This window comes from Oerskovia turbata (assembly GCF_000718325.1).
Classification (GTDB): domain Bacteria; phylum Actinomycetota; class Actinomycetes; order Actinomycetales; family Cellulomonadaceae; genus Oerskovia; species Oerskovia turbata.
Window position 1 is genome coordinate 130,839 of record NZ_JOFV01000007.1, and the last position, 19,792, is coordinate 150,630.

The window sequence follows — 19,792 nt, forward strand, 5'->3', positions numbered from 1 at the left end:
GCCGAGGACCACGCCCGAGGCCTAGAAGAGCAGCTGCTCGGCGCTCGCGGCTGCGTTCGGGCTCGTGCGTCCGGACGCGAGCGCCTGCGCCCGGTGACCGGCGCTCGCGAAACCGCGCTCGACGAGCAGCGGCCGCACCCGCTCCCACAGCCAGTCGCGGTACGCGCGGCTCGCGTACGACCCGCCCGCGTAGACGCGCTCGTAGCCCGCGACCCGCTCGGGGTGGTCGCGGCGCAGCCAGGCCATGAACCATTCGCGGGTGCCGGGCTTGAGGAAGAGCGGGAGCACCGTGGCGCCCGTCGCACCCGCCTCGTGGACCGCGTCGAGCAGGCGCGTGAGGTGGTCGGTCGAGTCCGTCAGCCACGGCAGCACGGGGGCGATCATGACCCCGCACGGCAGCCCTGCCGCCCGGGCGGCGCGGACGAGGTCGAGGCGGGCGCGCGGCGTGGGTGTGCCGGGCTCGACGGCCTGCTGGAGGTCCTCGTCGACGAAGGCCAGGGAGACGCCGATGCCGACGTCGACGCGCTCGGCCGCCTGCGTCAGGCGCGGCAGGTCGCGGCGCAGGAGCGTGCCCTTGGTGAGGATCGAGAACGGCGTGCGCGAGGCCTCGAGCGCGTCGATGATCCCCGGCATGAGCCGGTAGCGACCCTCGGCGCGCTGGTACGGGTCCGTGTTGGTGCCGAGCGCGACCGCGTCGCCCGCCCAGGACGGCTTGGCGAGCTCGGTGCGCAGCACGTCGGCGACGTTCATCTTGACGACGATCTGACTGTCGAAGTCCTCGCCGGGGTTCATGTCGAGGTAGCGGTGCGAGGGGCGCGCGAAGCAGTAGGAGCACGCATGGGAGCATCCGCGGTACGGGTTGATCGTCCAGGTGAACGGCATGCGGGACTCCCCCGGCACCTTGGACAGCGCACTCTTGGCGAGCACCTCGTGGAACGTGACCCCGGCGAACTCCGGTGTGCGCACCGTGCGCACGAGCCCCGCGATGCGGCCGAGCCCGGGCAGCGCGCCGTCGTCCGCCGTGATCGCCTGCCCGTCCCACCTCATCGCACCATTCGAACACATGTTCGATCAGATGGTCGACGCGGTCGCCAGCGGCACGGCCTTGGGCCGCCGGGAGATCCCCGAGGCCTGAACCGTCGCCCGCACGCCCCGGCGCGCACGCATGAGGCCCGGCAGGGAACCCCCTGCCGGGCCTCACGTCCGTCCGGGTCAGCGCCCGGGCTGCGGGCTCACTCCCCCGCGGGGACCACGCGCGGCCACAGGTCCTCCGCCGACGGCGCCCACACCGCCGGGTCCGCGGCGACCTGCTCGCCCGATCGGATGTCCTTGACCTGGTGCGGCACGACCTCGCCGTCCGCGCCGATCCCCGCGGGGAACCACACGAACGGGATGCCGCGGCGGTCCGCGAACTTGATCTGCTTGCCGAACTTCGCCGCGCTCGGCGCGACCTCGACCGGGATGCCGCGCGAGCGCAGCGCGACCGCGACCGCGTCCGACGCGGGCCGCGTCTCCTCGCTCGTCACCGCGACCACGACCGCGCTCGGCACCGACCGCGTCGAACGGACCAGGCCCGCGCTCAGCAGCCGCGAGACGAGGCGCGAGACCCCGATCGAGAGCCCCACGCCCGGGTAGGTGTTCGCGCCGTCGGAGGCCAGGGTGTCGTAGCGCCCGCCCGAGCAGATCGACCCGAGCTGCTCGTGCCCCACCAGCACCGTCTCGTAGACCGAGCCCGTGTAGTAGTCCAGGCCGCGCGCGATCTTGAGATCAGCGACCACGACGCCCGGCGCCCGCACGGCCGCCGCGTCGATCAGCGCCGACAGCTCTCCCAGTCCCTCCTCGAGCAGCTCCGACGTCACACCGTGCTCGTCCGCGAGCGCCCGCACCCGCTCCGCGACGCTCGCGTCCGAGCCGGAGATCGCCGCGAGCGCCAGGCACGCGGCCGCCTGCTCGGGCGTCGCGCCGGTCTCTGCGACCAGCAGCGCCGCGACCTTGTCCGGCCCGACCTTGTCGAGCTTGTCGATGCTGCGCAGCACGCCCTCGACGTCGCCCAGGCCCAGCCCGCGGTAGAAGCCCTCGGCGACCTTGCGGTTGTTCACCAGGATGCGGACCTCGGGCACGCCGATCGAGCGCAGCTCGCCCAACGCCTCGGCCATGACCAGCGGCAGCTCGACCTCGAAGTGGTAGGGCAGCTCGCCCGCACCCACGACGTCGATGTCCGCCTGCACGAACTCGCGGAAGCGCCCGTCCTGCGGGCGCTCACCGCGCCACACCTTCTGGATCTGGTGCCGCTTGAACGGGAACGCCAGGTGCCCGGCGTTCTCCAGCACGTACCGGGCGAAGGGCACGGTCAGGTCGAAGTGCAGACCGAGCTGCTTGTCGCCCTTGCCACCCCGGTCCCCCGCGGCTCCGTCCGACGGGTCGCCCTCCTCCTGGAGGCGGCGCAGCACGTACACCTCCTTGGAGGTCTCCCCCTTGCGCAGCAGCTGGTCCAGGGGCTCGACGGCCCGCGTCTCGATCCCCGCGAACCCGTGGAGCTCGAACGTGCGACGCAGCGTGTCGAGCACGTGCTGCTCCACGACGCGTCCAGCAGGGAGCCATTCAGGGAAACCGGAGAGAGGTGTAGGTCGGGCCATGGGACCCGATCTTTCCAGACTCCCGGACCGGACGAGCAATCGGTTCACAGACCGCGCAGGTACGGGTTGGTGCGGCGCTCGCGGCCGACCGTGGTGAGCGGGCCGTGGCCGGGGACCACCTGGAGGGCGTCGTCGAGGTGCCCGACGACGTCGCGCAGGGTGCGCTGCATCGTCTCGCCGTCTCCTCCGGGCAGGTCGGTCCGCCCCACGGACCCGGCGAACAGGACGTCGCCCGCAAGGACGACCCCGGCCACCTGTCCGTCGCCCGCGCCGCCGCCGTCCTCGTCGCCAGCGACGACCGGGAGGTAGAGCGTGGACCCCTGGGTGTGGCCCGGCGCGTGCAGGGCGTCGACCAGGACGCCGCCCAGGTCGAGCCGGACGCGCGGGTCGGCCACCGAGGCGCCACCGGGACCGGGGGCCACCGAGGCGCCGGACCCACCGCCCGAGCCGAACGTGCGGACCTCGCCCGGTTCCCGGTAGTCCTCGGCACGGGCGCCGCCTGCCGCGAGCGCGGCTGCCAGCGGCCCGCTCGTGAGAGGTCCGTCCGCCGAGGTCCCGTGCTCGATCGTGCCCAGCGGGTCCACGAGCCGGTACGCGTCGGCCGCATGGATCCACAGCGGCACCCCGTAGAGGTCGCACAGCTCCGCGGCGTCCCACGTGTGGTCGGCGTGCCCGTGCGTCGCGAGGACCGCGGTCGGTGACAGGCCGTGCTCGCGCACGAGCGCCGTGACGCCCGGGACGACCCCTGCCCCCGCGTCGACGATCACGCACGGGCGCGCGACGCCGTCGGGCAGGGCGTCGCGCGACCCGGGCGCGACGATCGTGCAGTTGGTCCCGAACACGGGGGCGACCACGAGGAAGATGTCCATGAGCACCGACAGTACCGACGTCACAAACAGGACACCTGATACCGGACCGTGACCTGAAAGGCGGAAAGTCACCGCGCCGGACCGCTCCCGATGCCTAGACTGTCCTCTGAAACCGTGGATCACCCGTGCGAGTACGCGCCTTCGCGCCGGCACGCGGACCTGCCCGTGGCGTGAGACGAAGGAGTTGGGGTGTCAACGAGCAAGCGCGACCGCGAGCGTGCCCGCCTGCGTGAGCAGAAGTGGACCCAGCGCCAGGCCGGCGCCCGCGCCCGCAGACGTCGGGCATGGACCGTCGCCGCGGCGGTCTCCGGGGTCGCGCTCGTCGCCGGCGTGACCGCGCTCGCCGTCAACGCCAACCCCCCCGAGAAGACGTACACGCTCGCCCCGGCCTCGGCCGCCCAGGACCGCGAGTGGACCGGCGAGCTGCGGACCAGCGCGGGAGACATCGCCTTCACGCTCGACGGGAAGGCCGCCCCGCAGGCCGTCGCGAACTTCGTCTCGCTCGCCCGCGAGAAGTACTTCGACGGGACCGACTGCCACCGCCTGACCACGGCGAACATCTTCATCCTGCAGTGCGGGGACCCCACAGGCACCGGCACGGGCGGACCGGGCTACGAGTTCGGGCCCGTCGAGAACACCCCCGAGGACGGGTTCTTCCCCGCCGGCACCATCGCCATGGCCCGTGCACAGACCACGGACTCCCACGGCAGCCAGTTCTTCCTCGTCTACGAGGACACCACCTTGCCGACGAACACCGGCGGGTACACCGTCTTCGGCAAGATCACATCCGGCTTGGACGTCGTCCGAGCAGTCGCTGACGCGGGCACAGCGGAGGGAACCGGCAACGGCTCCCCCGCCACCCCGGTCACCATCGAAGGAGTTGAGACCCAGTGAGCGAGAGCACCGAGAACCACGCGAACTCTCCGGCGCAGGCATCCGAGGAGGCCCCCGCGACGGAGCAGGTCGAGGTGCCGGCGGTCGCTGAACCGACCGAGGCAGCGCCCGCGACCGACGCGCCCGAGGCCACGACGGACGCGCCCGCAGCGAGCGACGAGGACGCCGCGCCCGTCACGGACGAGACTCCTGCCGAGACGCCCGACGCCCCGGCTCCCGCCGGGACCGAGGCCGCACCGACCCCCCAGCCGGCCGCCGTGCCCAAGCCCTCGGCCGCACCCAAGCCGCGCGCGATCCCGGTCCCGCGTCCCCCCAAGCCCGGGACCCCGGCCCCCGCCGCCCCTGCCGCGGCGACCATCGCCCCGGCAGCGGCCGCCGCCGTCATCCCCGACGACAGCGCGGCCGCCAAGGCCGCCGCAGGCTTCGGCCGCGTCGACGAGGACGGAACGGTCTACGTGACCGAGGCCGCAGGCGAGCGCAGCGTCGGACAGTTCCCCGGCGTCACCCCCGAGGAGGCGCTCGCGCTGTACGTGCGCCGCTACCTCGACCTCCACGCCAAGGTCGCGCTCTTCGAGGCACGACTGACCGGCACGGACCTGTCCGTCAAGGAGATCGACTCGACCCTCGCCAAGCTCACCGAGGAGACCACCGAGCCGTCCGCCGTGGGCGACCTCGACGGCCTGCGCGCGCACGTCGAGTCCCTGCGCACCGTCGCAGCCTCGCGCCGCGCCGAGCTCGAGGCCGAGCGCAACGCGGCCAAGGAGGCGGCGCTCGCGGCACGCACCGAGATCATCGAGGCCGCCGAGAAGATCGCCTCGACCGACCCGTCGCGCATCCAGTGGCGTCCTGCGGGCGAGGAGCTGCGCAAGCTCCTCGACCAGTGGAAGGACGCCCAGCGCAACGGCCCCAGGATCGACCGGACCAGCGAGGAGGCGCTCTGGAAGCGCTTCAGCCACGCCCGGACGGCCTTCGACCGCGAGCGCCGGCACTACTTCGCCGAGCTGGAGCAGCGCAACTCCTCGGCCAAGGAGGTCAAGGAGAAGCTGGTCCAGCGTGCCGAGGCCCTGCAGAACAGCACGGACTGGGGTGCGACGGCGGGTGCTTTCCGCGACCTCATGACCGAGTGGAAGGCTGCGGGGCGCGCCAACCGTCGCGACGACGACGCCCTGTGGGCTCGTTTCCGTGCGGCCCAGGACGCGTTCTTCCAGGCTCGTGACGAGCTCAACGCCGCCACGGATGCCGAGTACGCGCAGAACCTCGTGGTCAAGGAGGCTCTGCTGGAGCAGGCCGAGAAGCTCGTGCCGGTCACGGACCTGGCCCAGGCCAAGGTCGCGCTGCGCGACATCCAGGAGAAGTGGGAGGACGCGGGCAAGGTGCCGCGTGCCGACGTCCAGCGCGTCGAGGCGCGCCTGCGTGCGGTCGAGACCGCGGTCCGTGACGCCGAGCAGTCGCAGTGGTCCCGCTCGAACCCCGAGACGCGGGCCCGCGCCGAGGGGGCTGCTGCTCAGCTCGAGTCCGCGATCGCGGGGCTCGAGGAGGACCTGGCTGCCGCGACGGCCAAGGGCGACAAGCGCAAGGTCGCCGAGATCGAGTCGGCGATCACGGCTCGTCGTGCGTGGCTCGAGCAGGTCGTGAAGGCTGCCGAGGACTCGCGCGGCTGATCCGCGTCACCCGAGGGGTCCGTGCAGGCCTGTGGACGAACGCCTTGTCCACAGGCCGGCGCGGGCCCCTCGCGCATGCCTGTCGGGCACGTCAGGCTGCTTCCGTGACGACGCCGCCCCCTGTCGAGTCCCCCGCCGCTCCCCCGGTCCGTGCGCGCACGCCTGCGGACCTCGCCATGGACGTGCACGTCGAGGACGCCCCGCTCCTGGTCCGCCCCGAGCACGTGGGTGGTCGTGTCGCCTGGACGGACCTGGTCCGGTGCGGTGCCCTCGTCCGGGTCCGGGGTGACGTCGCGGTCCGCCCGACGACGATGCTCACCCCCGTGCTCCGCGCGCTCTCCCTGGCTCCCCTCGTTCCCCCGCGCACCGTGGTCGGTGGGGTGAGCGCCGCGTGGGTCCACTGCGGGGTCCCGGTCGATGCCGTGGTCGAGGTCGTCCACCCGCTCGGCGTGCACCGTCCGCCGCCGCGCCACGGCCGGGTCGCGCGCCAGAGCGCCCTGCTGCGCCCCGAGACGGTCGAGCTCGGGACCGTCCTCGTGACGACCGTCGAACGGACCGCGGTGGACGTCGCGTGCCTGACGGACCCGGGGCTCGCTGTCCCCGTCCTGCGGGCCCTGGTGGAGCAGGCCGGCCTGGACGTCGGGGCGGCTCTGCGTGTCCTGGACCTGCGTCACCGGCGCACGGGGCGCCCACGGGCGCGGGCGCTCCTCACGGACCTGTCGGTCGCGTCCGCAGCGCAGGGTGCCGGATCGTCGGCGGGCGCCAGGGCGGCCTCGCGCCTACCGTGAGGGGATGCCTCGTTCCACGACCCCGGCGGTCGAGCTCGACGTCGACGGGCGCACCGTGCGCGTCACGAGCCCCGACCGTGTCGTCTTCCCCGGCCGCGGGCTGACCAAGCTCGACGTCGTCACGTACTTCCGGTCGGTCGGGCCGGGCATCCTCGCGGCGCTTCGCGATCGTCCCACGACGCTCGAACGCTGGCCCAAGGGCGTCTTCGAGGGTGCACGCCTGAGCACCCGCACGGACAGCAGCGGCGACGCGTTCTACCAGAAGCGCATCCCTCAGGGGGCCCCGGACTACGTCGAGACGGCCCGGATCGCGTTCCCGAGCGGCCGCACGGCCGACGAGGTGTGCCCCACCGAGCTCGCGGTCGTGCTGTGGGCGGCCAACCTCGGCACCCTGACCTTCCACCCCTGGCCCGTGACGGGCGCGGACGTGGAGTCCCCCGACCAGCTCCGCATCGACCTGGACCCGCAGCCCGGCACCGACTACTCCGACGCCGCGCGCGTCGCCCCGCACCTGCGCGAGCTGCTGGGAGAGCTCGGGCTGGAGGGCTTCCCCAAGACGTCGGGCGGCCGCGGGCTGCACGTGTTCGTCCCGGTCGAGCCGCGGTGGAGCTTCGTGCAGGCGCGCCGGGCGACGATCGCGATCGGGCGCGAGCTCGAACGCCGCCTGCCCGACCAGGTCACGACGAAGTGGTGGAAGGAGGAGCGCGGGGTCAAGATCTTCGTCGACTACAACCAGATGGCGCGCGACCGCACGATCGCCTCGGCGTACTCGATCCGTTCCAACGCCCGGGCCACGGTCTCGGCGCCGCTGCGCTGGGAGGAGGTGCCCGACGTCGGGCCGGACGACTTCGACGTGCTGACCATGCCTGCGCGCTTCGCGGACGTGGGCGACCTGCACGCGCGCCTCGACGCGGCGGCCCCCGAGCCACGGTGCTCGCTCGACCAGACCCTCGAGCTCGCTGCGCGCGACGAGCGCGACCACGGCCTGGGCGACCTGCCCTACCCGCCCGAGCACCCCAAGATGCCCGGCGAGCCCAAGCGCGTGCAGCCCAGCAAGGACGCCTCACGGCACGACGAGGAGACCCAGGACGCCTGACCCCTGCCCGGCCCGGTCGGGCCGAGAAGGGGGCCTGGAGCGCCTCCTGCGGCGCGCGCATCGCCGTCGCGGGGTGATGTCGCGGGCCGTCGGTCTCGGGTGCCCGCTCACGCCACGCCCGGCGCCCCCGGCAGCAGCTCGTCGAGGCGGTAGCTCACGGGCTCCTCGAGCTGGTCGTACGTGCACGACGACGGCTCGCGATCCGTGCGTCGGCGCCGGAGCTGGACGGTGTGCCGGAACCGGCTGCCCTCCATGTGGTCGTACGCAACCTCGAGCACCTGCTCGGTCCGCAACGGGACGAACGACAGGTCCTTCGTGCCGCTCCACCGCGACTGTGCGCCGGGCATGCGGCCCGTGCCGGGGCTCTCCCACCCGGCCCAGGGGTGCTCGGCCGCCCCTGCGCTGTCCGGGTCGACCACGAGCGGGGCCAGCTCGGTGACGAGCTCGGCGCGGCGCGCCCGGGGGAACGACGCCGCGACCCCGACGAACTGCAGCACCCCCGCGTCGTCGTACAGCCCCAGGAGCAGCGAGCCCACGAGAGGTTCCTCGGGGGTCGAGGTCTTGTGCAGGCGGTACCCCGCGAGCACGACGTCGGCCGTGCGCTCGTGCTTGACCTTGAGCATGACGCGCTTGTTCGGCTGGTAGGGCGCCGCGAGCGGCTTGGCGACGACCCCGTCGAGGCCCGCCCCCTCGAAGACGGCGAACCATTCCTGGGCCACCGCACGGTCGGTCGTGCGCGGGGTCAGGTGCACGTGCGGGCCGCCGAGCCGCAGGCCCTCGAGCAGCTCCTGGCGACGGCTCAGGGGCTCGGCCGTGACGTCGTCGTCGCCCAGGGCCAGCAGGTCGAACACCACGAGGCTCGCCGGGGTCTCCTCGGCCAGGCGTCCGACGCGCGAGGCTGCGGGGTGGATGCGCTGCTGGAGCGCCTCGAAGTCGAGCCGCCCCGCTTGCGCGAGCACGATCTCCCCGTCGACGACGCACCGCTCGGGCAGGGCGTCGAGCACGGCCGCCACGACGTCCGGGAAGTACCGCTCCATGGGCTTGGCGCTGCGGCTGTCGAGGCGCACCTCGTCCCCGTCCCGGTAGACGATCGCCCGGAAGCCGTCCCACTTGGGCTCGAACACCAGGCCGCCCTCGACCGCGACGGGGTCCGGGATGCCCGAGACGGACTTCGCGAGCATGGGCAGCGTGGGCGGCAGCACGGGCAGGTCCATCCCCCGATGCTGCCACCGGGGGCGCCCGGGCACCTGTCGAGCCCGGCCGGCCCCGCGCACTGCTCCTCAGGGCAGGAAGGGTTCACGCCGGGAGCTGCGGCCGCTCCTCGGCCTTGGAGCCCGTGATGCGGTAGACGTCGAACACGCCGTCGACCTTGCGCACCGCGGACAGGACCGTGGCCAGGTGGCCCGGCTCGGCCATCTCGAACACGAAGCGGGACATCGCGACCCGGTCGTTCGAGGTCGACACCGTCGCCGAGAGGATGTTGACGTGGTGGTCCGACAGGACCCGCGTCACGTCCGAGAGCAGGCGGGCTCGGTCGAGCGCCTCGACCTGGATCTGCACCAGGAACAGCGCGTTGCTGCCCGTGGTCCAGTCGACGTCGACGATGCGTTCGGGCTGGTTGCGCAGCCCCACGACGTTGGCGCAGTCCGCGCGGTGGACGCTGACGCCCTGCCCGCGCGTGATGAAGCCGATGATCTCGTCGCCCGGCACCGGGGTGCAGCACTTGGCGAGCTTGACCCAGATGTCTTCCACGCCCTTGACGACCACGCCCGGGTCGCCCGTGCGGGGGCGGCGGGCCGTGTGCCCGGGGCGCGTGATCTCCGCCAGGTCCTCCGACGCGCCGTCCTCGCCCCCGAGGGCGTGCACGAGCTTGCTCACGACGCTCGCGGCCGAGACCTGGCCCTCGCCGATCGCCGCGTAGAGCGCCGAGACGTCGGGGTAGCGCATCTCGTTCGCGAGACCCACGAGGGACTCGTGGCTGAGCAGGCGCTGGATCGGCAGGTTCTGCTTGCGCATGGCCTTGGCGATCGCGGTCTTGCCGTGCTCGACGGCCTCCTCGCGGCGCTCCTTGGAGAACCACTGGCGGATCTTGTTGCGGGCGCGCGGGCTGGAGACGAACGCGAGCCAGTCACGGCTGGGGCCCGCGGTCTCCGACTTGGACGTCAGGACGTCGACGACGTCGCCGTTCTCCAGCGTGGAGTCGAGCGGGACGAGACGCCCGTTGACGCGCGCACCCATGGTGCGGTGGCCGACCTCGGTGTGCACCGCGTAGGAGAAGTCGACGGGCGTCGAGCCCGCGGGCAGCGCGATGACGTCGCCCTTGGGCGTGAAGACGTAGACCTCCGCGCCGCCGATCTCGAAGCGCAGCGAGTCGAGGAACTCCGAGGGGTCCGCGGTCTCGCGCTGCCAGTCGACGAGCTGGCGCAGCCACTGCATGTCGGTCGACGCGGTGTCTGGAGCGCCGCTCGACTTGGCGACCTCCTTGTACTTCCAGTGCGCCGCGACCCCGTACTCGGCGCGGCGGTGCATGTCGTGCGTGCGGATCTGGATCTCGACGGGCTTGCCGCCGGGGCCGATCACCGTGGTGTGCAGCGACTGGTACATGTTGAACTTCGGCATCGCGATGTAGTCCTTGAACCGCCCGGGGACGGGGTTCCATCGCGCGTGCAGCGCGCCGAGCGCCGCGTAGCAGTCGCGCACGGTGTCCACGAGGACGCGCGCGCCGACCAGGTCGTAGATCTCCGCGAAGTCGTGCCCGCGCACGATCATCTTCTGGTAGATCGAGTAGTAGTGCTTGGGGCGCCCGGTCACGGTCGCCTTGATCTTCGCGGTGCGCAGGTCCGCGGTCACCTGCTCGCGGACCACGGCGAGGTACTCCTCGCGGGCCGGGGCGCGCTCGGCGACCAGGTGCACGATCTCCTCGTACACCTTGGGGTAGAGGGTCGCGAACGACAGGTCCTCGAGCTCCCACTTGATCGTGTTCATGCCGAGGCGGTGCGCGAGGGGTGCGTAGATCTCGAGCGTCTCGCGTGCCTTGCGCTCGGCCGACGACGAGGGGACGAACTTCCACGTCCGGGCGTTGTGCAGGCGGTCGGCGAGCTTGATCACCAGGACACGGATGTCGCGGGCCATGGCCACGACCATCTTGCGGACCGTCTCGGCCTGGGCCGCGTCGCCGTACGTCACCTTGTCGAGCTTGGTGACTCCGTCGACGAGCATGGCGATCTCCTCGCCGTACTCCTGGGTCAGGTGGTCGAGCGAGTACTCGGTGTCCTCGACCGTGTCGTGGAGCAGGGCGGCGGCGAGCGTCGCGCCGTCGAAGCCGAGGTCGGCGAGGATGGTCGCGACGGCCACGGGGTGCGTGATGTACGGGTCGCCGCTCTTGCGCATCTGACCGCGGTGGGCCTTCTCCGCGGTCGCGTAGGCGCGCTCGATGACCGACAGGTCGGACTTGGGGTGGTTGGTGCGCACGGCCTGGAGCACGGGTTCGAGCGCCGGGATGCCTCCTTGGCTCCCCCGGACCCCGAACCTCACCAACCGCGACCGTACCCGTGCTGCCGAGGACTGCCCGCTGTCGCTCGTGGACCGACCGGTCCGTGTCTCTTCGCTCACGCGTGCCTCCTCACCCTGATCGCCGGAGAATCTCGACGTCCGTCGGAGTGGCAATCCTACGACTCCACGCGCAGGAGCGTGTCGACCTGACGGCCCGCGAGCCGTTCGCGGCCCCCCAGGCCGTCGAGCTCGAGCAGGAACGCGAGGCCGACGACGACGCCGCCGCAGCGTTCCACGAGCTCGGCACCGGCCGAGGCGGTCCCGCCCGTGGCGAGCACGTCGTCGACCACGAGGACCCGTGCCCCGGGCGCGAGCGTGCCGGTGCGCAGCTCGATCGAGGCGGTGCCGTACTCGAGGTCGTAGGTGACGGTCTCGGTGGGCGGCGGGAGCTTGCCCGCCTTGCGCAACGGCAGGAAGCCGACGCCAAGGCGGGTCGCGAGCGGGGCGCCGATGAGGAAGCCGCGGGCCTCCAGACCGGCGACGAGGTCGACGCCCCCTGCGGCGAAGGCCGCGAGGGAGTCGACCACGTCGCCGAGTGCCCTGCCGTCGGCGAGCAGGCCGGTGATGTCACGGAACGTGACACCGGGCTGGGGGTAGTCCGGGACGTCACGGATCAGTCCGAGGACCTCGGCGGCGCGCTCGTCCCCCAGGCCCGTCAGGCCGACGGGAAGGATGCTGCTGGTGCTCATGAGAGGTCAGTGCCCCCGCTTGCGGCGCGGCTGAGCCTTGTTGCCCTGGTGGGATCCGGGCTGGAGCTGGCCGGCTCCCTGGACCCCTGCGGCGGCCAGGACGGCGTCACCCGCCGCGTCTCCCGTCGACTGGGCAGCCTGCGCGACGAGCGCCGCACGCTTCTCGAGGACCTTCGTGGTGTGTTCCTTGATGGCGGGCTCGCGCTCGCGCAGCGTGACCTCCAGGGGCGTGGCCAGGAAGATCGAGGAGTACGCGCCGACGGCCATGCCGACGAACAGTGCGAGCGAGATGTCGCGCAGCGTGCCCGCTCCGAGGAGGAAGGCGCCGATGAACAGGATGGCGCTCACGGGCAGCAGGGCCACGACCGAGGTGTTGATCGACCGGACCAGCGTCTGGTTGACCGCGAGGTTCGCGCGCTCGGCGTACGTGCTGCGGGTCTGGTCGAGGATGCCGTGCGTGTTCTCACGGACCTTGTCGAAGACCACGACGGTGTCGTAGATCGAGTAGCCGAGGATCGTCAGGAAGCCGATCACGGTCGCCGGGGTGACCTCCCAGCCGATCGCCGCGTAGATCCCGACCGTGATGATGAGGTCGTGGAAGAGCGCGATGAGCGCCGCGGCGGCCATGCGCCAGTTGCGGAAGTAGATCGTCATGACGAGCCCGACGAGGGCGAGGAAGACGATGAGGCCCGTGATGGCCTTCTGCGACACGTCCTTGCCCCAGCTCGGGCCGATGAACGCGGTCGTGACGTCGTCCTCGGTCACGGAGTAGGCGCCCGCGAGGGCGTCCCGGACCTCGGTGACCTCCTCCGTGGTCAGGCGGTCGGTCTGGACGCGGATCGCGGCGCCGCCGACGGTCGTGACGCGCGGGACCTCGGCCGGGGCGACCTCGGCCACGGCGTCGATCGCGGGCTGCTGGCTGGTGTCGCTCACGTTGGAGACGACGAACTCGGAGCCGCCGCGGAAGTCGATGCCGAGGTTGAACCCCTTGGTGAGCAGGACCCCGAACGACAGGACGACCATGACGATCGCGACGATGTAGAAGCGGCGGCGGTTGCCGACGATCTGGTAGGACTTGCGTCCGGTGTAGAGGTCGTTGCCCCACTGGGCGAATCCCTGCGCCATCAGAGGTTCTCCTCGTTCTTGTCGCCCTCGGTCGAGGAGTCGGTGGTGGTGGCGTCGGGCCCGGCCGCACGTCGGGCCGCGGCACGACGCTCGGCGATCGTCATGCGTGAGCCGTCGCCCGTGGAGGCGGTACCGAGGCTGGCGCCGGCGCCCACCTTTTCGCGTGCGGGGCTGGCGAAGGGCTCGTCGAGCGGCGCGTCGGCGGTCGACGCGTCCTTGTCGGAGGCGTCTGCGGGGCGGCTGACGCGGCCACGTCCCGCGTAGCGGGCGGTCGCACCGAGGCGGCGGGGGTCCAGCCCCGAGGCGGGGTGCCCGTTGGCGAAGAACTTGGTCTTCGCGAGGAGCTGCATGACCGGGTGGGTGAACATGAACACCACGACCAGGTCGATCAGGGTCGTCAGCCCGAGCGTGAACGCGAAGCCGCGGACGCCGCCCACGGCCAGGAAGTACAGCACGACCGCGGCGAGGAAGTTGACCGCGTCGGAGGCCAGGATGGTGCGCCGTGCACGGTCCCAGCCCTTCTCGACGGCCGAGTTCAGGGTGCGGCCGTCACGCAGCTCGTCACGGATGCGTTCGAAGTACACGATGAACGAGTCCGCGGTGATGCCGATCGCGACGATGATGCCGGCGACGCCGGGCAGCGAGAGCCGGTACCCGATCGTCCAGGACAGCAGCAGGATCACCCCGAAGGTGAGCACCGCAGCGATGCCGAGCGAGGCGACGGTGACCATGCCCAGGGCCCGGTACTGGAAGAGCGAATAGACGACGACCAGCAGGAGGCCGATCGCACCGGCGATGAGGCCCTTCTCGAGCTGCTCGCTGCCGAGGGTCGCGGAGATCTGCTGCTCGCTCTGGACCTCGAACGTCAGCGGGAGCGAGCCGAAGTTGAGCTGGTTGGCGAGCAGCGCGGCGCTCTCGCGGGTGAAGCTGCCGGAGATCTCGGCCTTGCCGTCCGTGATGGCGTCGTTGGCGGTCGGGGCGGAGATCACGAGACCGTCGAGGACGAGCGCGAACGCGTTCTGCGGTGCGGGCAGGGAGACCAGGCGCGTCGTCGTGTCCCGGAACGCCTCGGTGCCCGCGTTGTTGAACTCGAGGTTGACGACCCACTGGCCGGTGCTCACGCCCTGGGCCGTGGTGCCCATGCCCGAGCTGGCGTTGGCGATCTCGGTTCCCTCGATCTCGACCGGCCCCAGGATGTACTTCGCGGTGCCGTCGTCGGCACACGTGACCAGGGGCGCGTCGGGGTCGTCCCCGAGGCCGCCGGTGAGGTTCGTGGGGGCGGTGCAGTCGAGCGCGTCGAACTCGGCCTGGATCGCGGGGGTGATCTGGGCGAGGTCGCTCGGGTTGGCCGGGACGACGGGGGTCTCGGGCTCCGTGGGTGCCTCGGCCGGGGTCTCGGACTCGACCGGGGTGGGGGCGCCGACGGTCAGGACGGGCCGGAACCGCATCTGCGCGGACTTGCGCACGAGGTCGAGCGTCTCGTCGCTCGGGGTGCCGGGCAGCCCGACGACGATGTTCTTGCCCTGGCTCGTGATCTCGGCCTCGCTCACCCCCGAGGAGTCGACGCGCTGGCGGATCACGTTGATCGCCTGGGTGATCGTCTCGTCGGTGACCTCACCCTCGGAGGCGATCGGCGTCAGGATGATCTGCGTGCCGCCCTCCAGGTCGAGGGCGAGCCCTGGCGTGGTGCTCGCGTCCGACCACTTGGTGCCGGCGAAGATCGACGCGAACAGCGCGAGGATCAGTACAGCGAGGGTCACCAGGGTGCGTACGGGCCTGGCGCGTCGTGTGTTGGAGGTGGCCAACTATCCGTCTCTTCTCGTGCGCGCGACATCGCGAGATGGCGCGGGTCGACGTCGCACCCCGGGATCGGGGTGCGACGTGATGTCACTTGCTGTCGGTGCCGTCGTCCCGCTTGTCACCCGGCTTGTCCGTGAGCCCGGACAGGTCGTCCGGGACGTCGAGGACGTCGTCCACCGACGAGGTGCGGGCTGCGTCGCCGTGGACCGCGTCCTCCTCGGTGCTCTCGCCCTGCTCGTCGGTGCTGTCGTCCTCGACGGGCGGCTCGACGAGCTTGGCGATCGCTGCACGCAGCCAGCGTGTCTGGGTGCCGGGTGTGGACTCGATCGTGATGATGTCCTTCTCCTCGTCGACGTCGACGATGGTGCCGAACAGGCCCGACCCGGTCATGACCTCCTGGCCGGGGGCCAGGTTGGTCCGGAAGGCAGCCGCTTCCTTCTGTGCCTTGCGCGACCGGTTGGTCATGAGGAACATCGCTCCGGCGGCGAGAGCGAGGATGAGAATGAGGCTGAAGTCCATGACGGGGTAACCGGTTCCTGTTCTGTGCTGGGATCTGCGCGGCAGTCTAGGCGCACGCGTACGGATCAACAACGAACCGTCCGGCCGTGGAGTTCCGCCGCTCAGATTCCCTCAGTCTAGGCCCCCGTGTCGAACAGGGTTCCGCCCGACCGCCCGGAGCCGGCCCGCTGCCCGTTCCCGGCCCCGAGCCCGGCGCCGGGACCGCGGGGCGTCAGGGGGTCGGGCGGGGTGAGCCCGAGGTGGGCCCAGGCCGCGGGGGTGGCCACGCGCCCGCGCGGGGTGCGCCCGATCAGGCCCTCGCGCACGAGGAAGGGTTCGGCGACGGTCTCCACCGTCTCGGACTCCTCGCCCACGGTCACGGCGAGGGTGCTCAGGCCCACGGGCCCTCCCCCGAACCGGGTGCACAGGGCGCCGAGCACCGCGCGGTCGAGGCGGTCGAGGCCCAGCTCGTCGACCTCGTAGACCTCCAGGGCTGCGCGTGCGGCCCGCAGGTCCATGGTCCCGTCGCCGCGCACCTGCGCCCAGTCGCGCACGCGGCGCAGGAGACGGTTGGCGATGCGGGGCGTGCCGCGCGAGCGGCCGGAGATCTCGTGGGCGGCGGCGTGCTTGATCTCGACGCCGAGGAGCCCGGCCGAGCGGATGATGACGCGTTCGAGCTCTTCGGCGGAGTAGAAGTCGAGGTGGCCGGTGAACCCGAAGCGGTCGCGCAGCGGGGCGGGCAGGAGGCCTGCGCGCGTGGTGGCGCCCACGACGGTGAAGGGCGGCAGGGACAGCGGGATGGCGCTGGCCCCGGCTCCCTTGCCGACGACGACGTCGACCCGGAAGTCCTCCATCGCGACGTACAGCAGCTCCTCGGCGGGGCGTGCGAGGCGGTGGATCTCGTCGATGAACAGGACCTCGCCCTCCTCGAGGGAGGACAGGACGGCGGCGAGGTCGCCCGCGTGCTGGATCGCGGGGCCCGACGTGACGCGCAGCGAGGTGCCGAGCTCGGCCGCGATGATCATCGCGAGGGTCGTCTTGCCGAGCCCGGGCGGGCCCGAGAGCAGGACGTGGTCGGGGGTGGCGCCGCGGGCGAGCGCGGCCTGCAGGACGAGGGAGAGCTGGTCGCGCACGACGAGCTGCCCGACGAACTCTTCGAGGCGGCGCGGTCGCAGGGCTGCCTCGGCGGCACGCTCGAGGTCGTCCGCGGTCGAGGTCACGATGCGCTCGGACGTGAACGGCTCGTGGCCGGGTGCGTGGTCCGGCCCGAAACCCACCCTGTCGAAGTCAGCCACGGGGGCCGCCCAGGACACGCAGCGCGGCTCGCAGGGCGCCGGCGATCTCGTCGGGGGCGACGGCGTCGGCCCCGGCCTGGGTCAGGACCGTGGCGAGGGCGTCCTCGGCGGCCTTGGGGTTCCATCCGAGACCGACGAGCGCCTGGACGACCTGGTCGCGCTGGTCGTCGACCACGGGGGTGCCCGGGGTGCCCGGGGTCTGGTCCGGGTCCGTGCCCGTGGGGGCGCCGAGCCTGTCGCCGAGCTCGAGCGCGATGCGTTGGGCGCCCTTGCGGCCGATGCCGGGCACGCGCATGAGCGCGGCGATGTCCTCGCCTGCGACGGCGCGGCGCAGGGCGTCGGGGGTGTGGACCGCGAGCATGGCCAGGGCCAGGCGCGGGCCGACGCCGCTGACGGTCTGCACGGCCTCGAACACGGTGCGCTCGTCGTCGTCGGCGAAGCCGAACAGCGTGAAGGAGTCCTCGCGGACGACCATGCTCGTGGCCAGGCGGGCGGGTTCGCCCACGCGCAGCGCGGACAGGGTCGCGGGGGTCGCGTGGACGAGGTAGCCCACGGCTCCCCCGGTGCCTCCCACGTCGATGACGGCGCGGTCCAGGCGGACGTCCGCGACCGTGCCCGACAGCGAAGCGATCACTGTGCCTCCATGCTTCCTCGCGGGTCCCGGCCGCGCGCGGCCGGCCCCGAACACCTGTACGAACCTCGGGTCACTCTAGCAACGGGCGGCGGGGGTCCCGGGCGAGCCTCGCCGTGGGCACCGGCCTGGGGTCAGCGGCGGGGGCCGCGCGAGGCCTGCTCGGCCGCGGCCCACGCGCGCTGTGCGGGGGTGAGCTGGTGCCGGTCGCCGCCCTGCAGGGCGCCCGCGGGGCGCCACAGGTGGCAGATCGCGAGGGCCAGGGCGTCGGCGGCGTCGGCGGGCTTGGGCAGCTCCGCGAGCTCGAGGATGCGCGCGACCATGCGCTGGACCTGGATCTTGTCGGCGCGCCCGGTGCCGGTCACGGCGGCCTTGACCTCGCTCGGGGTGTGCATCGCGACGGGCACCCCGCGGCGCGCGGCGGCGACCATCGCGAGGCCCGCGACCTGGGCGGTGCCCATGACGGTGCTGACGTTGTGCTGGGCGAAGACGCGTTCGACGGCCACGACGTCGGGGACGTGCTCGTCCATCCACGCGTCGAGGCGTTGGGAGATGGTGAGCAGGCGCAGGTCGACGGACTGGTCGGGCGGGCTCTGCAGGACCCCGACCGCGACCATGCGGGCGCGCCGGCCGGGCAGCGAGTCGACGACGCCGATCCCGCAGCGGGTCAGTCCTGGGTCCACTCCGAGCACGCGCACGCGCTCACCTTCTCACGGGCCGCCCACGGCGAAGGGCTCCCACGCGTGCGTGCGCGCCGGAGCCCTTCGTCACACCGGGGTGGGTCAGTCGTCGTTCTCGAGCTCGGCCATGACCTCGGGGCTCGCGGTGAAGTTCGCGTAGACGTTCTGCACGTCGTCGCTGTCCTCGAGGGCGTCGATGAGGCGCAGGATCTTGCGGGCGCCCTCGGCGTCGACCTCGACCTCCATGGAGGGGTGGAAGACGACGTCGGCGGAGTCGTACTCGATGCCGGCGTCCTGCAGCGCGGTGCGGACCGCGACGAGGTCGGTGGCCTCGGTGAGGACCTCGAACGTGTCGCCCTCATCGGTGACCTCCTCGCCGCCCGCCTCGAGGACGGCCTCCATGACGTCGTCCTCGGTGGTGCCCTCCTGGGGGACCACGATGACGCCCTTGCGGGAGAACAGGTAGGACACCGAGCCGGGGTCGGCGAGCTGGCCGCCGTTGCGCGTGAACGCGATGCGGACCTCGGCGGCGGCGCGGTTCTTGTTGTCGGTGAGGCACTCGACGAGGACGGCGATGCCGCCCGTGCCGTAGCCCTCGTACATGATGGTCTGGTAGTCGGCCCCGCCGGCTTCCTGGCCCGAGCCGCGCTTGAGGGCGCGGTCGATGTTGTCGTTGGGGACCGAGGACTTCTTGGCCTTCTGGACGGCGTCGAAGAGCGTGGGGTTACCGGCGAGGTCCCCGCCGCCCGTGCGGGCCGCGACCTCGATGTTCTTGATGAGCTTGGCGAACAGCTTGCCGCGCTTGGCGTCGATCACGGCCTTCTTGTGCTTGGTCGTAGCCCACTTGGAGTGTCCTGACATACCCCTGTTACTCCTTCACGATTGCGACGAAGAGCTCGTGCACCCGCGCATCGCCCGTGATCTCGGGGTGGAAGGAGGTGGCGAGCAACGTTCCCTGACGTACTGCGACGATTCTACCTGCGGCGTCACCCGTCCCCGCGGCACCGGCGTCCGGCCCGTCGCCGGAGCGTGCGCGCGCGGCCGCGCCGCGGTGGCGGGTGCGGGCCAGGACCTGGACGCCGGGGCCGGTCTCCTCGACCCAGGGGGCGCGGATGAACGCGGCGGGCACGGGCCCGCCGGGGACGCCGGTCATCTCGACGGACGACTCGAACGAGTCGACCTGGCGCCCGAACGCGTTGCGGCGCACCGTGACGTCCAGCCCGCCGAGGGTCTGCTGGTCGTGCGTGGCGCCCAGGACGCGGTCGGCGAGCAGGATCATGCCGGCGCACGACCCGTACACGGGCAGCCCGGCGCCGATCGCGGTGCGCAGCGGGTCGAACAGCTCGAAGATCCGCAGCAGCTTGTCGATCGTGGTCGACTCCCCGCCGGGGAGTACGAGGCCGTCGAGGCCGCCGAGCTCGGTGGGGCGCCGCACGGTGACGGCGCGGGCGCCGGCCACCTCGAGGGCGGCCACGTGCTCGCGGACGTCGCCCTGCAGGGCGAGGACTCCAATGACCGGTTTCACGATCGCCCATCGTACGTGCTGCGCGTGGGCGGGGTGCGAGGTGCCCGACGGCG

The 19,792-nt window shown here is 72.4% G+C and carries 18 protein-coding genes; 4 read left to right on the plus strand and 14 right to left on the minus strand.

Annotated elements, in window-relative coordinates; all coding sequences use genetic code 11:
* Positions 1 to 21: 21 nt before the first annotated feature.
* From IE95_RS0109560 to IE95_RS0109570, 3 genes are all read right to left on the minus strand, one after another.
* Positions 22 to 1,047, minus strand: coding sequence for an Rv2578c family radical SAM protein (locus IE95_RS0109560; RefSeq protein ID WP_051702956.1), 1,026 nt, complete (start codon positions 1,045 to 1,047; stop codon positions 22 to 24).
* 185 nt (positions 1,048 to 1,232) lie between these two features.
* The gene (hisS, locus tag IE95_RS0109565; RefSeq protein WP_030151404.1) at positions 1,233 to 2,636 is read right to left on the minus strand and encodes a histidine--tRNA ligase; all 1,404 of its coding nucleotides are present in this window, start codon (positions 2,634 to 2,636) and stop codon (positions 1,233 to 1,235) included.
* Between the two features lie 44 nt (positions 2,637 to 2,680).
* Positions 2,681 to 3,529, minus strand: a complete 849-nt coding sequence (locus IE95_RS0109570) for an MBL fold metallo-hydrolase (RefSeq protein WP_338068451.1) — start codon at positions 3,527 to 3,529, stop codon at positions 2,681 to 2,683.
* A gap of 165 nt (positions 3,530 to 3,694) precedes the next feature.
* Between IE95_RS0109570 and IE95_RS0109575 the strand changes: the two genes are divergently transcribed.
* The 4 genes from IE95_RS0109575 (at position 3,695) to ligD (ending at position 7,944) form a co-directional block, all read left to right on the plus strand.
* Entirely contained in the window at positions 3,695 to 4,399 is a 705-nt protein-coding gene (locus IE95_RS0109575; RefSeq protein ID WP_030151406.1) for a peptidylprolyl isomerase, read from the plus strand.
* The gene (locus IE95_RS0109580) at positions 4,396 to 6,060 is read left to right on the plus strand and encodes a DUF349 domain-containing protein (protein WP_084690050.1); all 1,665 of its coding nucleotides are present in this window, start codon (positions 4,396 to 4,398) and stop codon (positions 6,058 to 6,060) included. Before IE95_RS0109575 ends, IE95_RS0109580 begins: the two co-directional genes overlap by 4 nt.
* Positions 6,061 to 6,164: 104 nt before the next feature.
* Positions 6,165 to 6,848, plus strand: coding sequence for a hypothetical protein (locus IE95_RS0109585; protein ID WP_129429577.1), 684 nt, complete (start codon positions 6,165 to 6,167; stop codon positions 6,846 to 6,848).
* Between the two features lie 4 nt (positions 6,849 to 6,852).
* Entirely contained in the window at positions 6,853 to 7,944 is a 1,092-nt protein-coding gene (gene ligD / locus IE95_RS0109590) for a non-homologous end-joining DNA ligase (protein ID WP_030151409.1), read from the plus strand.
* Between the two features lie 107 nt (positions 7,945 to 8,051).
* Here ligD and IE95_RS0109595 read toward each other — a convergent pair whose 3' ends face one another.
* From IE95_RS0109595 to pdxT, 11 genes are all read right to left on the minus strand, one after another.
* Positions 8,052 to 9,158 (minus strand): ATP-dependent DNA ligase, encoded by a 1,107-nt coding sequence (locus IE95_RS0109595; RefSeq protein WP_030151410.1) that lies wholly within the window; start codon positions 9,156 to 9,158, stop codon positions 8,052 to 8,054.
* 82 nt (positions 9,159 to 9,240) lie between these two features.
* Complete coding sequence (locus tag IE95_RS0109600) at positions 9,241 to 11,556, minus strand: RelA/SpoT family protein (RefSeq protein ID WP_030151411.1); 2,316 nt, start codon at positions 11,554 to 11,556, stop codon at positions 9,241 to 9,243.
* A gap of 56 nt (positions 11,557 to 11,612) precedes the next feature.
* Positions 11,613 to 12,185, minus strand: coding sequence for an adenine phosphoribosyltransferase (locus IE95_RS0109605; RefSeq protein ID WP_030151412.1), 573 nt, complete (start codon positions 12,183 to 12,185; stop codon positions 11,613 to 11,615).
* Between the two features lie 6 nt (positions 12,186 to 12,191).
* Positions 12,192 to 13,310, minus strand: coding sequence for a protein translocase subunit SecF (secF, locus tag IE95_RS0109610; protein WP_030151413.1), 1,119 nt, complete (start codon positions 13,308 to 13,310; stop codon positions 12,192 to 12,194).
* Positions 13,310 to 15,070, minus strand: a complete 1,761-nt coding sequence (secD, locus tag IE95_RS0109615) for a protein translocase subunit SecD (RefSeq protein WP_240666267.1) — start codon at positions 15,068 to 15,070, stop codon at positions 13,310 to 13,312. The genes secF and secD overlap by 1 nt, the downstream gene beginning before the upstream one ends.
* Positions 15,071 to 15,197: 127 nt before the next feature.
* Positions 15,198 to 15,629: a preprotein translocase subunit YajC gene (gene yajC / locus IE95_RS0109620; protein ID WP_030151415.1), complete on the minus strand. Its 432-nt coding sequence runs from the start codon at positions 15,627 to 15,629 to the stop codon at positions 15,198 to 15,200.
* A gap of 116 nt (positions 15,630 to 15,745) precedes the next feature.
* Positions 15,746 to 16,831 carry a Holliday junction branch migration DNA helicase RuvB gene (gene ruvB / locus IE95_RS0109625; protein WP_240666274.1) on the minus strand — a complete coding sequence of 362 codons (1,086 nt, stop codon included), beginning with the start codon at positions 16,829 to 16,831 and terminating at the stop codon, positions 15,746 to 15,748.
* A 64-nt stretch (positions 16,832 to 16,895) separates the two neighbouring features.
* Positions 16,896 to 17,537, minus strand: coding sequence for a Holliday junction branch migration protein RuvA (ruvA, locus tag IE95_RS0109630; protein WP_030151417.1), 642 nt, complete (start codon positions 17,535 to 17,537; stop codon positions 16,896 to 16,898).
* Between the two features lie 131 nt (positions 17,538 to 17,668).
* Entirely contained in the window at positions 17,669 to 18,232 is a 564-nt protein-coding gene (gene ruvC, locus IE95_RS0109635; protein WP_030151418.1) for a crossover junction endodeoxyribonuclease RuvC, read from the minus strand.
* Positions 18,233 to 18,316: 84 nt separating this feature from the next.
* Entirely contained in the window at positions 18,317 to 19,075 is a 759-nt protein-coding gene (locus IE95_RS0109640) for a YebC/PmpR family DNA-binding transcriptional regulator (RefSeq protein ID WP_030151419.1), read from the minus strand.
* A gap of 7 nt (positions 19,076 to 19,082) precedes the next feature.
* Positions 19,083 to 19,742 (minus strand): pyridoxal 5'-phosphate synthase glutaminase subunit PdxT, encoded by a 660-nt coding sequence (gene pdxT / locus IE95_RS0109645; RefSeq protein ID WP_030151420.1) that lies wholly within the window; start codon positions 19,740 to 19,742, stop codon positions 19,083 to 19,085.
* Between the last annotated feature and the right edge of the window lie 50 nt (positions 19,743 to 19,792).